The organism is Mucilaginibacter sp. P4_A11, assembly GCF_056402535.1.
In genome coordinates this window covers 64650-79823 of sequence record NZ_JBFUHE010000013.1, presented here as the reverse complement: position 1 = coordinate 79823, position 15174 = coordinate 64650, and the positions used below count along the sequence as shown (strand labels likewise).

9 protein-coding genes are annotated in these 15174 nt (G+C 44.0%); all 9 read left to right on the top strand.

Going from position 1 to position 15174, the window contains the following annotated elements:
- Nucleotides 1-50: 50 nt before the first annotated feature.
- Nucleotides 51-1280, top strand: coding sequence for an enolase C-terminal domain-like protein (locus tag AC1DUD_RS22690; protein WP_477378626.1), 1230 nt, complete (start codon nt 51-53; stop codon nt 1278-1280).
- Between the two features lie 9 nt (nt 1281-1289).
- Nucleotides 1290-2054 (top strand): SDR family NAD(P)-dependent oxidoreductase, encoded by a 765-nt coding sequence (locus AC1DUD_RS22685; protein ID WP_477378624.1) that lies wholly within the window; start codon nt 1290-1292, stop codon nt 2052-2054.
- 15 nt (nt 2055-2069) lie between these two features.
- Nucleotides 2070-3368: an L-fucose:H+ symporter permease gene (gene fucP, locus AC1DUD_RS22680; protein WP_477378622.1), complete on the top strand. Its 1299-nt coding sequence runs from the start codon at nt 2070-2072 to the stop codon at nt 3366-3368.
- Nucleotides 3369-3750: 382 nt separating this feature from the next.
- Nucleotides 3751-5739 (top strand): SGNH/GDSL hydrolase family protein, encoded by a 1989-nt coding sequence (locus AC1DUD_RS22675; RefSeq protein WP_477378620.1) that lies wholly within the window; start codon nt 3751-3753, stop codon nt 5737-5739.
- A gap of 202 nt (nt 5740-5941) precedes the next feature.
- Nucleotides 5942-9280, top strand: coding sequence for a SusC/RagA family TonB-linked outer membrane protein (locus AC1DUD_RS22670; RefSeq protein WP_477378618.1), 3339 nt, complete (start codon nt 5942-5944; stop codon nt 9278-9280).
- Between the two features lie 25 nt (nt 9281-9305).
- Nucleotides 9306-11216: a RagB/SusD family nutrient uptake outer membrane protein gene (locus AC1DUD_RS22665; RefSeq protein ID WP_477378615.1), complete on the top strand. Its 1911-nt coding sequence runs from the start codon at nt 9306-9308 to the stop codon at nt 11214-11216.
- Between the two features lie 49 nt (nt 11217-11265).
- Nucleotides 11266-12504 (top strand): DUF5000 domain-containing lipoprotein, encoded by a 1239-nt coding sequence (locus AC1DUD_RS22660; RefSeq protein WP_477378613.1) that lies wholly within the window; start codon nt 11266-11268, stop codon nt 12502-12504.
- Between the two features lie 20 nt (nt 12505-12524).
- A complete protein-coding gene (locus AC1DUD_RS22655) occupies nt 12525-13760 on the top strand; it encodes a DUF4998 domain-containing protein (RefSeq protein WP_477378611.1) in 1236 nt (411 codons plus the stop codon).
- Nucleotides 13761-13857: 97 nt separating this feature from the next.
- Nucleotides 13858-15165 (top strand): alpha-L-fucosidase, encoded by a 1308-nt coding sequence (locus AC1DUD_RS22650; RefSeq protein WP_477378609.1) that lies wholly within the window; start codon nt 13858-13860, stop codon nt 15163-15165.
- Nucleotides 15166-15174 lie beyond the last annotated feature (9 nt).

Below are 15174 nucleotides of genomic sequence, written 5' to 3'. Positions count from 1 at the left end.
CTATTTCAGTTGAAACAGCCTGAAACTATTTGCAAAATATATTTACTTACATGTACATCAATAAAATTGAAGTTACCGACAAGCGTTTTAATTTGGGTAATGGCGCCGGATCTGATGCCGTGAACGATTCAACCCAGTATGCTTATGCTATTTGCGAGCTGCATACTGACAGCAGTATAAAAGGCATTGGCCTGGCGTTCACCCTTGGTGCCGGTAACGACCTGGTATGCAAAGCCATACAATATCTATCTGAAACACTCAAAGGACGCGAGATCGAAGAACTTATGGCTGATTTCGGTTCGGTTTACCGTTCGATACTTGACTCGCCTACTTATCGTTGGCTGGGGCCGCACAAAGGGGTTATGCAGTTGGCCCTGGCGGCCATAGTAAATGCTTGTTTTGATCTTTGGGCCAAAAGCCGCCAGGTGCCGCTTTGGAAGCTTCTACTTGATCTAAGCCCAAAAGAACTTGTAGCTACGCTTGATCTGCATTACCTTGAAGATGTATTGACCGTTGAAGAAGCTGAAAACATTTTAAAAGGCAATTTTACAGGCCGTACACTGCGCAACGGGGTTTTGCAAACTGGCTATAAGGCATATGATACATCGGTAGGCTGGTTTAATTATTCGGATGAGAAGATCAAAGAGAACGTAGCACGCGCCCTTGACCGGGGATTTACAGCCATGAAATTAAAAGTAGGCTCAAATGATCCGCAGCGTGATATCCGCAGGGCGAAACTGGTACGTGCCGAAGCTGGTAACAAAACAACCATTATGCTTGATGCTAATCAAAAATGGAACCTGCCGCAAGCTATCTCCATTTGTAAAGAGCTAAGCACGATCAATCCTTATTGGATAGAGGAACCTACCCACCCTGACGATGTATTGGCCCATCAAACACTGGCTAAAGAAATTGCACCGCTTAAAATTGCAGCCGGCGAACACATCCCCAACAAGATCATCTTTAAAAACTTTTTGCAGGCCGGCGCCATGGATTTTTGCCAGGTTGATTGCGTACGGGTTGGCGGTGTATCTGAATTTTTGACGATAAGCTTGCTGGCAAAAAAGTTTAACATTCCGGTAGTGCCGCATGTTGGCGATATGGGACAGATCCATCAGCATTTAGTATTGTTTAACCATGTGGCTATTGGTCACGAAAACTTATTTTTGGAACACATACCGCATTTGGCCAAATACTTTAAAAATCCGGCCAACATTAGCGGGGGCTATTACGCCGTACCTGCCGAAGCAGGCAACAGCAGCGACCTGGCAACCACCTAAAAACCAAAAATGGACCAATTATTAAACAAAGTAATATTTATTACCGGAGGCGCATCGGGCATTGGGTTGGCCTGTGCCGAAGCCTATATCCGCGAGGGGGCAATCGTTTTCATAATGGATGTTAACGAGCGTGCCCTTTATAAGGCGCTTGACCATTTCGGCGGAAGCCATGAGGGCATACCGGGCGATGTATCAAAGGCAGCTGATGTAAAAGCCGCTTTTGATGCCATTCAACAATATTATGGCAGACTTGATGCTATCCATAACAACGCAGCAATAGCCCATCCCTCAAAACCTGTTGATGAAACGGAAGAGGATGAGTGGGATGCCCTGATGAACATTAATTTAAAAAGTCTTTTCTGGACAACCAAATATGGCATAGACTTACTTAAAGCATCAAAAGGCTGCATTTTAAATACCAGCAGCATGGCCGGCGATATTGGGCAAAGCCAGCATGCTGCTTATACGGCAACCAAAGGCGGCATCAATGCCTTGACCAAATCAATGGCGCTTGACTACGCGCAATATGGCATCAGGGTAAACGCAATTTCGCCGGCCGGTGTATGGACGCCATTGCTTAAACAGTGGGCAGCCGAACAGCCGGATCCCGGATCGATAGAAAAATATTTGAATGATATCCATGCCTTAGGTTATTGCCCCGAGGGCGATGTAGTGGCCGACGCTGCAGTTTTCCTGCTTTCGGACGCGGCACGGTTTGTAACGGGTTGCATCATGCCTGTAAGCGGCGGGGCCGAATTAGGATACAGACGATAAATCAAGATATTAACCATGAACAAAACCAACGGTAACGCATCGAAATACCTGGCTCCGCTACTAATAGTAATGAGCCTGATGTTTTTCTGGAATTTGAGCCGCAATATTAATGATGTGCTTATCCCGCACCTGAAAAGGGCCTGCCAATTATCTGATCTGCAATCGTCGCTGATCCAGTCGGCATTTTTTGGAGCTTATTTTTTGATGGCTTTACCCGCGGGTCGTTTTATCGAAAAAATGGGGTACAGGGCAGGGATGCTTACCGGCCTTATATTGGCTGCTATTGGTGCTGCCATATTTTATCCGGCTGCCACCACCCGGTTTTACCCGGTATTCCTGTTAGCATTATTCACCATGGCATCAGGTTTTGCTATATTGGAAGTTACAGCCACTCCTTACATTTCAAAACTTGGCGATCCGGATCATGCATCAAGTCGGTTAAGCCTGGCTGCTGCCGTTGGTTCTATGGGAGCTACTATAGGGCCATTCATCGGTTCCAAATTTTTGTTGCATGAAAAAGATATCCCGGCAAACCTCATCCAATCCTTTACCCCCGAACAGTTAAAAACATTTTTAAGCAGCGAGGCGCATTTGGTTATCCCCCCCTATCTTACACTGGCTGCACTGTTTATTGCCCTTTGCGTGGTACTCTATTTTTTGAAACTGCCGGTTATACATGAGGGTAACAGTCGTCAAAAACTTTCGGGGGTATTTCAGTTTAGGCATACAATCTTGGGTGTATTGGCGGTTTTTGCCTATTTAGGCGCCGAGGTTGGTGTGGTAAGTTTCATCATCCGCTATACAAAATCGTTGAATATTACCGGCATTACCGAACAAAAGTCGGCGTTGTTTATCACACTTTATATGGCGCTGGTTTTAGCCGGGCGTTTATTCGGAGCATTTTTGCTTAAGCAGGTTAAACCCAATAAAGTACTTACTATTTGCAGTATTGGTGCATTTACACTGATATTGGTATCGGTGCTTACAAGCGGATACGTATCCATAATTTCATTATCAATGGTCGGGCTGTTTACCTCGGTAATGTATCCTATAATTTTTACCCTCAGTATCAAAAACATAGGCGATTATACCAAGGTAGCTTCGTCACTGCTGATCATGGGTGTTGTAGGCGGAGCAGTCATCCCGCCAATAATGGGCTTAATATCAGATAATTCAGGTATCCGAATGGCATTCATAGCGCCGCTTGTTTGCTATGTATACGTATTTTATTATGGTATAAAGGGTTATGTTGTAAAGAATAAAGCTTATTCGGATGAGCCTGAAGAACCGTTATTAACTGCAATCGGGCATTAGGCAACCCAAACTTACGAAGTTTTAAAAGCTTCGTAAGTTTTTAGCGGCCCTGCTATGAACTATAAACCATTAACTAAACCAATACAACCAATACAATTTTGCGCAACTTTTAGCTTTTTCAGCATTATTTTGTTGTAGAAAACACACTTATTACAACTAAATTGTTTCAAAAGGTCATTTTGAGCACTAAATCAAAAATACAATGTCAAAATAGTATCGAAACAAATCAATTTAAGTGCAATTTATTGTTAATACCCTACATATTTTTATCCTGATTATAAACAACAGCTAATAAGGTTTTTACCAAACATTTTTTAATCGAAAACAGCAATCCAAAAAAAGGACGAAGTTTTTGAAATGGAATTGCTATAACCAATACTGAATGATTAAAACTTTACTAATTACGCTATTATTTGGGTTCACGGCCGGTATTGCCTCAGCACAAAACCATGAAAATGGGGTTGCGGGCAATGCCCCAGCCGTATATACCATTCAAAATACAGCTAACGATAACTGGAAGGGATTTGAACGTGTTAACATCACCATAGGCCCTCATAAAGCCTATTACGTAAATCCTAAAAAGCCGCTGGAAGGCAATCCATGGGTATGGCGGGCTTCCTTTCCGGATTGGCATACTGATATTGATAGTATCCTGCTAACCAAAGGTTTTCACGTAGCATTTGTAAATGTTGACGACCAATACGGCAGTCCCTACGCTTTACAGGTATGGAATGCATTCTACAACTATTTAACCACCAAACAATCTTTTGCCGCTAAAGTAGCCCTTGAGGGTGTAAGCCGCGGAGGTTTATATGTGTATGGCTGGGCTAAACGCAACCCCGATAAAGTTAGTTGCATTTACAATGAAGCCCCGGTTTGCGATATCAAAAGCTGGCCTGGTGGTAAATTAAGCGCCCCGGGCGATGCCAATCTTTGGAAACAGCTACAGCAGGTATATCATATAACAGAGCAACAGGCGCTCGATTACAAAGACAATCCAATTGATAACCTTGATGGCCTTGCAGCTTTTAAAGTACCTGTAATGCACATCATAGGTATAAACGACCAGGTAGTACCCAACGCAGATAATACTAATATCCTTGCACAACGCTATACTGCCTTAGGTGGGCCGATGACGATCTACCCGGTAACTACTGGTCCGCAGGAACTGAACGGGCACCACTTCCCTATTGAACACCCGGAACAATGGGCCGATAGGATCATCAGTTACAGCTATCCTGTGAAAAAAACATTACCATATACCGATTACTTTACCACCCGCAACGGCCTGGCCAACAGCCTTAACGCATTCTATTCGGGCAAAAAAGCTACGGTAGCCTTTTTGGGTGGGTCTATCACCTTTAATCCTGGTTGGAGCGAAAAGATAAGCCGCTACCTTACCGAACGCTTTCCATCAACTGATTTTCATTTTATACAGGCCGGGATCCCATCATTGGGAAGTGTTCCCCATGCTTTCCGCTTACAGCGGGATGTGCTTGACTCTGGCAAAGTTGATCTGTTATTTGTTGAGGCCGCAGTAAATGATAATGTAAACGGCCTGGATAGCCTGACCGAAGTACGCACTTTAGAAGGTATTGTAAGGCATGCCAAAAAAGCCAATCCGCAAATGGATATTGTGATGATGTCGTTTGTTGATCCGGATAAGATCAGGGATTATAACAACGGCAAAACCCCGCTTCAAATAAAAAACCATGAACTGGTTGCAGAGCACTACGGTTTACCATCCATCAATTTGGCCAAAGAAGTTACCGACAAACTCAACAACCATGAGTTTTCATGGCAATATGATTTTAAAGACCTGCACCCGGCCATTTATGGGCAGGAACTTTACTTTGCCTCTATAAAAAGACTGCTTAATACCTGCTTTGATAAGCAGCAGGCTATTGTCCAAAAAACGAATCCATTACCATGGCCGCTTAACACATTCAATATTGACAATGGCCGCTATTACAGCATCCAAAATGCAAAAAAACTAAACGATTGGGCCATCAACCCCGATTGGGCTCCAAATAATAACCTGGCAACCCGCGAAGGTTTTGTTCATAAGCCTATGCTTATCGGCACTAAACCCGGCGCGTCATTGACGTTGCCATTTAGTGGTACGGCTATAGGTATGGCCATCGCGTCTGGTCCTGACGCAGGTATTATCAGCTACAGTATTGATGGTGGTGCCCAAAAAAAGATGGACCTGTACACAGAGTTTAGCTCCTGGATCTACCTGCCATGGTATGTAACCTTCAGTACCGATCTTAAAAAAGGCTCACATACGCTCAATCTAAAAATTGACAGCGATAAAAATAAAAACAGCAAAGGGAACACGTGCCAGGTAGTTTATTTTTTAACCAATTGATTTTTTTCAAACAATAGTAATAAGCTATAAACGCGCCTCAAAACTTTTAAATGTCAACTTAACATATTTTAAAGACCAAGTAAACATGATCAAACCTTTAATTATTGCAAAAACCTTTTACCTGCTTCGCATTTAAATGGCATTCAAAACCAAAGCACCCAAACTAAACTCAAAACCAAAAAACCAATTATTCAACCAATTCATGAAACAATTTTACCAATTAATCAAAACCCGGCGCGAGCTTAAGCCCTCTCATAAGCCTGTACCCGGATTTTATTGCTTTGTATTATTACTGCTGAGCTTTATTTGCTCGACACAATTTGCAAATGCACAAAGTAAAGTAACCATTACCGGCCTCGTGACCGACACATTGGGCGGGAAAATTGCGGGCGCAAATATTATTGCTACTAACCGCAAAAATCTGGGTACAACTACCGATGCCAACGGTAAGTTTGTGATTGATGCCGAGCCGGGTACCATCCTTAAAGTATCGTACGTGACTTTTATCGATCAAACATTTACAGTTACCGGCAGCAAACTGGTGGTTAATATCGTACTGAAAGAATCAAAACGCGGCCTTGATGAAGTTGTGGTTTTAGCTTACGGCAAAAAGGAACGCCGTGAAGCAGTTGTAGGTTCGGTAACTACCGTTAAACCTATGGACCTGAAAATCCCGGCCAGTAACTTAACCAATGCACTTGCCGGCCAGGTGGCGGGCATTATCGCTTTCCAGCCCACCGGTCAGCCGGGTTTGGATAACTCAAGCTTCTTTATCCGTGGTGTAACAACCTTCGGATATAAAAAAGATCCGCTTATCCTGATCGATAACGTTGAGCTTACAGCTTCAGATCTTGCCCGTTTGCAGGTTGATGATATTGCCAGCTTCTCGATATTGAAAGATGCCAGTGCCACAGCCCTTTATGGTGCGCGTGGCGCAAACGGCGTAATCTTGGTAACCACCAAAGAAGGGAAAGTTGGTAAGGCCAAGATCAATGCCCGAGTAGAGAACTCGATAAGTCAATCGGCAAAAACGCTGCAGCTTAGTGATCCTATCACCTATATGAAGCTTTTTAACGAAGCTACCGTAACCCGCGATCCTACAAGCCCACCACCCTTTACACCTAATAAAATATTAAATACAGAAGCGGCGCTTCGCGGCGATCCGGGCAGCAATAAATATGTTTATCCCGCTGTAGATTGGTTGGACATGCTTTTCAAAAAACGCACCGCTACCCAACGTGCAGACTTAAGCGTGAGCGGCGGCGGTGATGTTGCCCGCTACTATGTATCAGGATCATACAATGTTGATCATGGTATTTTAAAGCAGGATATCGCCAACAATAACAACAATAACGTAAAGTTTGAAAACTACCAGCTCCGCTCAAACGTTAATATCAACTTAAGCAAAAGCACTGAGCTTGTTGTGAGGTTGGTGGGTTCGTTTAATGAGTATAATGGTCCTATTACCGCTGATGCCTCATTCTCTACCGACTTATATAACGTAGCTGTACACACCAGCCCGGTGTTGTTCCCGGCGTATTTCCCGGCCGATTCGGCAAACCGCAATGCCAAACACATTTTATTTGGTAATGCCGCTCCCGATGTAGCCAATGGTACTCCGGGGCCAAATTCCATTGCCTACAATAACCCGTACGCCGCATTGTTACGCGGACATAAAAACTTTTCAGAATCACGGCTCTCCGCACAACTGGAGATAAACCAGAAACTGAATTTTTTAGCCGACGGGCTTAATTTTCACGGCTTGTTCCATACCAACAGGTATTCGTACTTCCAATCGCAAATGAGTTATTCGCCGTTTTACTATAACGCGAATGTAGATAACTATGATAAGGCTACAAACAAATACACCTTAACGTGGCTTAACTCGCAGCCTGCCGGTAACAATGTGCCAAATGTACCAACCGAATACCTCACCTATAACCGCGATCCGAGAACTGATAATCTGAATACCTTTATCTTTTTTCAGGGTGTTTTAGATTATAGCCATGCTTTTGGCGATCATAACGTAAGCGCCTCGTTAATTGGTACGCGCCAGCAAACCGTATACTCGGATGCTAAAGACCCTATATTGGATAGGCCAACCTTACAGTATTCATTACCATACCGTAACATTACGGTAGCCGGTCGTGCCACTTATTCATTTAAAAGCCGTTATTTTTTAGAGTTTAACTTTGGGTACAACGGTACCGAACGTTTTTCGGCCAATCATAGGTTCGGCTTCTTCCCTACCATCGGCGGATCATGGATCGTATCCGACGAGAAGTTCTGGGGCCAGGGATTGTACAATGTATTTTCCCGCGTAAAATTGAGGGCAAGTTACGGTCTTGTGGGTAACGACGCCATTGGCCAGCAGCGCTTTTTCTACCTTTCGGATGTTAACCTCAACGGCGGTAACCCTGCTTATTTTGGCACATTTAATAATTACAGGCGCGAAGGCGTTTATATCAACAACTACGAAAATCCTAATATCACCTGGGAAACCTCACGCCAGCTTAACATCGGCCTTGAGTTTACCATGTTTAAAAACCTTAACGTAGTTGCCGAGGTTTACAAATATCATCGTTACAACATCCTGCAATTACGCTCATCGTTGCCTACAACTATGGGCCTTGAGGCACTTGATCAATATGGCAACCCTAACGTAACTGCTAATATCGGTACAGCCGATTCGAAAGGCATCGACCTGTCATTAGATTATAAAGCCCAGGTTGGCAAACAAGGCTGGTTGCAGGGCCGTGGTAACTTTACACTCGCCACCAGCAAGTACGGTAAATATGAAGAACCGCAATGGGCCGAAGCCTATCGCTATCAATCGGGCCAAACTATAAACAGGCAGTTCGGCTACATTGCCGAGCGTTTATTTGTTGACGATAACGAGGCCAGGAACTCTCCTTCACAAATATTTTCAAATAATGGTGTGCCTCCGGGCGGCGGCGATATCAAATACCGTGACCTGAATGGCGATGGTAAAATTGACGGAGCCGATCAAACTTTTATCGGTAACCCAACCGTGCCCGAAATTGTATATGGTGCCGGTTTATCGGGCGGCTACAAAAACTTTGATCTTTCCTGCTTTTTCCAGGGGCAGGCCCGCGTTTCGTTCTTTATCGATCCTAACCGCGTTAGTCCGTTTATTCAAAGTCCTGATCCATACATATACGGTAATACCCAGCTAATCAAAGCTTTTGCCGATGACCACTGGAGCGAGGAAAACCAAAATCTTTACGCTACCTATCCAAGGTTAGGCGTTACCGGCAACCAAATTGAAAACAACCGCCAAAGCAGTACGTGGTGGATGCGCGATGGCAGCTTTATCAGGCTAAAATCGGTAGAGATTGGTTATTCATTGCCGCCATCGATACTGAAACGCTTAAACGTAACCAAGTGCCGTATTTATTTTAACGGCTTAAACCTGTACACCTGGAGCCCCTTTAAATTATGGGATCCGGAGCTGCGCGGAAACGGTTTTGCCTACCCGATACAAAAGGTATTCAACTTAGGCATCAACGTTAACTTATAATTTTTACTGATCAATACTTAGTATTATGAAACAATATTATAAACTTTTATTACTGGTAGGGCTCCTGGTTTCGGGTGTATCATGTAAAAAATATCTTGATGTAACACCAGATAATACCGGTACTCTGGAATACGCTTTCAGGAACCGCAATGAGGCCGAAAACTACCTGTTTACCTGCTACGCCACGCTGCAGCAGTTTTATGACCCCACTTCAAACGTTGGTTTCACCACCTCGTCTGAGATCATTTACCCTAACAACCTTACCAATAAGCCTTTAAATGAAAACGGCTTTAACCTTATCCGCGGCATGCAAAACAGCGGTAACCCGGGTGTTAACTGGTGGGACGGAGCAAACGGAGGGCAGGCATTATTCCGTTCCCTACGCAGGTGTAATATCTTTTTGGAAAACATCGACCAAGCCTTCGATCTTACTCCTACAGAAAAAGCACGTTGGATTGCCGAAGTAAAGTTTTTAAAAGCCTATTATCACTATTACCTGTGCCGCCTTTACGGCCCGGTACCGCTTATAAAAGCCAACGTTGATATCTCGGCCAGCACCGAAGAGGTAAGGGTAAAACGCGCACCGGTTGATTCGGTATTTAACTATTGTGTACAACTGCTTGACCAGGCAATTCCCGATCTGCCTACTGTTATTAACAACCAGGCAAAAGAGCTGGGCCGCATTACACAACTAACCGCAATGTCTATCAAAGCAGAAATGCTTGCTACACAGGCCAGCCCGCTGTTTAACGGCAACCCTGATTACGCCAGTATGAAAAACAAGGACGGGCAGCTGTTATTTTCAACCACCGTCGATCCGCAAAAATGGAAACGCGCTGCAGATGCTGCCAAAGCCGCTATTGATGCATGTGAAGCAAACGGGTTAAAGCTGTACACCTTCGTTTCGCCGCCAACAGTTGGTACCCTGTCTGACGAGTTACGTAATGAGTTAACCATCCAAAATGCTGTTACCGAAAAGTGGGACCAAAACCCGGAACTAATCTGGGCCTTAAACCCAACTTTTCCATGCCAGGGTTATGCTACACCAAGGTTAACTCCAAAATCGGCGGTAAATATATTCTCAAACCCTTCAACCTTCGCGGTGCCAATTTCAACACAGGAGCTTTTTTATACAGCCAACGGTGTGCCGGTTACTGAGGATAAAGATTATGATTACGCCAACCGCTACGCACTTAAAACAGCCGGCGATGCCGACAAATATCATATCGCCAAAGGTTACACCACCATTAATGAGCATTATGGCCGCGAAACACGTTTTTACGCCAACATTGCTTTCGACGGCAGTATCTGGTATGGTAACGGTATCTACAACCAGGACCAGGCCTACCATGTGGAAGCTCGTGGTAATACTTCATTAGCCGGCCCTAAAGATCGTAACACACTTAACATTACCGGCTACTGGCCAAAAAAACTGGCTAATTACCTTTCGGTTTATGATGATGGTTTTCAATCTATCGAATTTCATTTGCCATTAATGAGGCTTGCAGGTTTATACCTGCTTTACGCCGAAGCCTTGAATGAAACAGGCGGTCCAACACCTGAGGTTTATAATTATATTGATAAAGTGCGGAGCAGGGCCGGCCTGAAAGGCGTGGTTGAATCATGGGCTACGTATTCAAGAAACCCATCAAAGCCAACAACCAAAGAGGGCTTACGCGATATTATTCACCGAGAACGACGTATTGAGCTTTGTTTTGAAGCGCAAAGCGGATGGGACCTGCGACGCTGGAAAGAGATTCAGCAGGTGCTGAGCGCACCTATGCAGGGTTGGAATATTTACGAAACCGAAGCAGGAAACTATTATCGTCCTAACACCGTGATGACCCCTGTTTTTGGGTTGCGCAATTATTTTTGGCCGATAAAAGATTACGATTTGACGGTTAACAACAACCTGGTACAAACAACCTACTGGTAGGCCTCTCCCTATTGATCATAAACGAATTAATTCAATATAAATAAGAATTATGAAACGCATTAAAAATTATCCGGTAACAGCATTAGCGCTCCTGGCGCTAATGTTTACAGCTTGTTTAAATTCATGCAAAAAGAACGACGGATATATCAAAGAGGTATCCAACGATTTAAGTAAACCCGCGGCAGTTACCAACGTAAAGGTTAAAAACTTTAACGGCGGCGCTTATATCACTTATGACTTGCCAAGCTCAGATAACCTGTTATACATACAGGCCGAGTATCGCATTAATGATAAAACTGTTCGTCAAACTAAAGCGAGCTATTATTCTGATACAGTTACGGTTGATGGCTTTGCCAAAAGCCAGGACTATGATGTAACGCTTTATTCGGTGAGCAGGGCCAACGTAAAGTCAGACCCATTAACGGTTAAAGTTCATCCCGGCGAGCCTTATTATAAGATCATTAAATCTACCCTGAATATCACAACTGATTTTGGTGGTGTCAATGTCAAGGCATTAAATCCCACAGCAAGGGATATAGGTGTTGTTTTGCTCGATTTTCAAAAATCGACCCAGGCACTTGAGGTTGCCGATCAGCACTATACCAGTGAAGATACCATAAACTATTCGGTAAGGGGTTACCAGGCAGTAGCGCGGCAATTTGGCGTGTATGTTACCGATAAATTCGGCAACATTTCAGATACTACCGTTGTTACTTTAACACCAATTTTTGAAACACTGCTAAACAAAGCAAACTTCGCAGTTTATAAAAGCCCAACAGACAGCCCAACCGCTTACGGCTGGGAAGTGCCCTACCTTTGGGATAATAAAACCGACGGCTACTCAAACGGCTGGCATACGGCACCGGGCGCGCCTGCGCCAATGCAAGTTACTTTTAGTTTGGGTGTATCGGCCCAGTTAAGCCGTTTTGTTTTATGGGAACGTCCGGATCAATATGCTTACGGGCACGGTAACCCCAAGGATTTCTCAATCTGGGGATCGAATATCAACACCCCTCAGGATGTAAGATTGCCTGATTATGCACCGGTTGGAACCATTATCGGCAATTGGGTGAATATAGGCAATTATCATTTTCCGAATCCGCCATCCGGCCTTACACCAGGGTTTACCAACGCGGCTGATGCTTCGTTTGTTGCTGCGGGAGTGAACTTCAATATCCCGCCTGGTTCCACACCTATTAAATATTTCAGGTTTATGGCACATAGCACGTGGTCGAACGGTGATTTTGCCCACATGATGGAGCTTTCAATATATGGTAACCCACAATAAGCATTAAAAATTCAGATCAAATGAAAATTAAAAATATTATCAGATTAACTGCTTTAGGTTTGCTTGGGTACCTGCTATACGGTTGCAGCAAACAAGACACGCAGTTTGAATCATTCTTAAACGGGCATGAAATTAAATATCCCGGCATAGTAAGTAAGATAGTTCCCCGCCCGGGCAACCTGCGCGCCGGCCTCACCTTTCACCCAAGCAGCGACCCCAGCATAACGCGATACGTTGTGTATTGGAATAACAAAGCCGACTCAGTTGTTTTTAACTCAGACAATCATAACCCGGCGGATAGCTTAACGGTTATTGTACCAAACCTTAATGAATATATTTACTCATTCACGGTGTTTTCGTATGATGCCAAAGGCAACCGTTCTGTTCCAAGCGACGTCAACAATGTTAAGGTTTATGGGCCTATTTACCAGTCAGGCCTTTCAAACAGAAACTATAACCTTTCAAATCCTTATGGCATCAGTGCCGATGGTAAAGTAAAACTTAACTTTAATTTGATGGATACCAGTGCACATAACGTGTTCACTGACGTTAAATACACGAACAAAGCCGGAAAAGAAAGCTTTAGCAGGATCAATGCAGATAGCTTATCTATTGCTCTGCCCGATTATAAGGCCGACACCAAAATCCAGTTCCGCTCGGCATTTATGCCTGACAAAACCGCTATTGATACTTTTTATGTATCTACCTATGAAGACTTTCCAACAATTAATTCTGTAGCTATTTGCGATAAAAGTCTCTTCAAAAAAGTGTATTTAACAAATGATGCCAAACCTTACGAAGGAGATACAGATATCGACAGACTTTGGGATGGCAGTGTTGGCCCGCAGGGTTTCCCTAACATTTTCCACAGTGATGGTAACGGCCCGCTGCCGGTAGTTATCACTTTTGATATGGGTGCACTTTACAAAGGCTTGGTTGCCATTGAAGAAACAGGCCGTAACTGCTGCCACAACCCCGATGATTTTGAAGTATGGGGCATAGCCGATCTGACTAATGCAACAACCAACTTAAAAGCCAATGATGCAGGCTGGACTGCTGAGGCAATTTCCAAAGGCTGGAAGCTGCTAAAAGAGATCAAAAGAACTGACGATGGCAGCGCGCCATTGAAAGTTAGTTTTGACCCTAACCCGCCTCCGGTACGTTACATCCGCATCAGGATCAAACACAATTCAAACAACGAGGGTAACTACACTAATATGAGTGAGCTTACCTTCTGGAACAACGCATTACTATAACAACACCCCTATGACCGGGCCGCCCTGCGGCCTGGTCATATCTTATAAAATTATAAAGACGAAGACCTCTATTAATAACCAAATCAGAAATTCCTCAATGAAAAAAGCGGCAATTATTTTCCTTTACCTATTTTCGATAAGCCAGGTTGGCTTTAGCCAGCAGGCCGTTTCTGTAAAAACCCCGAAAGCGGTTTTGGACGATTTCATGACCAGGCGCTTCGGTATGTTTGTGCACTTTGGGCCTGTAACTTTACGCGGCACCGAAATTGGCTGGAGCCGCAATAAAGAAGTAGCGCAGGAAGATTATGATAATCTGTATAAGGAATTTAACCCGGTTTTATTTAATGCCGATGCCATTGTAAAAGCAGCAAAAGACGCGGGCATGAAATACCTGGTGATCACCGCCAAACATCACGATGGCTTTGCTTTGTGGCCATCCGCATTTACAGACTACAATATCAGCAAAACACCCTATAAACGCGATATGGTAGCTGAGCTTGCAATAGCCTGCAAAAAACAAGGCATACTTTTTTGCATCTACCACACCGTGCTCGACTGGCACGATCCCAACTACCCTATCCACAACCCTTACGATTCGACAAAGAATGTTAAGGGCGATATGGTAGCCTTTAAAACGCAAATGAAGAATGAGTTAAAAGAGCTCATCACTAAATATCATCCCTACCTGCTTTGGTTTGATGGTTACTGGGAAAAACCATGGACCAATGCCGACGGGCAGGAGATCTACAATTTCATCAAAAGTGTTGATCCAAACGTTATTGTAAATAACCGCTTAGGTAAAGAGAGCGAAAAACTAAATGACCAGTCTGTAGGTGACTATCTTACCCCGGAGCAACGTATCGGTCAGCTTAATATGAACGAGCCTTGGGAAAGCTGCATCACCATTTGCCAGCAATGGGCCTGGAAACCTAACGATAAAATAAAAACCGTGCAGGAATGTATCCAAACACTGGTTAAAACTGCTGCCGGCAATGGCAACCTGCTATTTAATGTTGGCCCGATGCCTGACGGCCGCATTGAAGCCCGCCAGGTTGAAACCCTGCAGCAAATGGGTGCCTGGTTAAAAAAATATGGCGAAAGTATCTATAGCACCAAAGGAGGCCCCTATCCTCCAAATGATAACTATGCTGTTACACGTAAGGGAAACAAAATCTATTTGCACATATTTCAGAAAAAAGGTGATAAAATTGCATTACCAAACCTGCCCGGCGTTAACATAACCAACGCCTATGTGCTGGGCGGAACCAAAGTAAATTATAAACAGGATATAACAGGCTATAGCATTGATTTGCCGCAAACCTTACCAGATGCAAACAGCAATGTGATTGTATTGGAGTTGAATAAAAACGCCGAAGAAATACCTGTAATTGCCGCGGGTAAATAAACAAGCTTA

Excerpts from the sequence above, each read along its gene's own strand:
- AC1DUD_RS22675 (WP_477378620.1), top strand. The coding sequence starts at position 3,751 with ATGATTAAAACTTTACTAATTACGCTATTATTTGGGTTCACGGCCGGT.
- AC1DUD_RS22660 (WP_477378613.1), top strand. The coding sequence starts at position 11,266 with ATGAAACGCATTAAAAATTATCCGGTAACAGCATTAGCGCTCCTGGCG.
- AC1DUD_RS22650 (WP_477378609.1), top strand. The coding sequence starts at position 13,858 with ATGAAAAAAGCGGCAATTATTTTCCTTTACCTATTTTCGATAAGCCAG.
- AC1DUD_RS22685 (WP_477378624.1), top strand. The coding sequence starts at position 1,290 with ATGGACCAATTATTAAACAAAGTAATATTTATTACCGGAGGCGCATCG.
- AC1DUD_RS22690 (WP_477378626.1), top strand. The coding sequence starts at position 51 with ATGTACATCAATAAAATTGAAGTTACCGACAAGCGTTTTAATTTGGGT.
- fucP (WP_477378622.1), top strand. The coding sequence starts at position 2,070 with ATGAACAAAACCAACGGTAACGCATCGAAATACCTGGCTCCGCTACTA.
- AC1DUD_RS22655 (WP_477378611.1), top strand. The coding sequence starts at position 12,525 with ATGAAAATTAAAAATATTATCAGATTAACTGCTTTAGGTTTGCTTGGG.
- AC1DUD_RS22665 (WP_477378615.1), top strand. The coding sequence starts at position 9,306 with ATGAAACAATATTATAAACTTTTATTACTGGTAGGGCTCCTGGTTTCG.
- AC1DUD_RS22670 (WP_477378618.1), top strand. The coding sequence starts at position 5,942 with ATGAAACAATTTTACCAATTAATCAAAACCCGGCGCGAGCTTAAGCCC.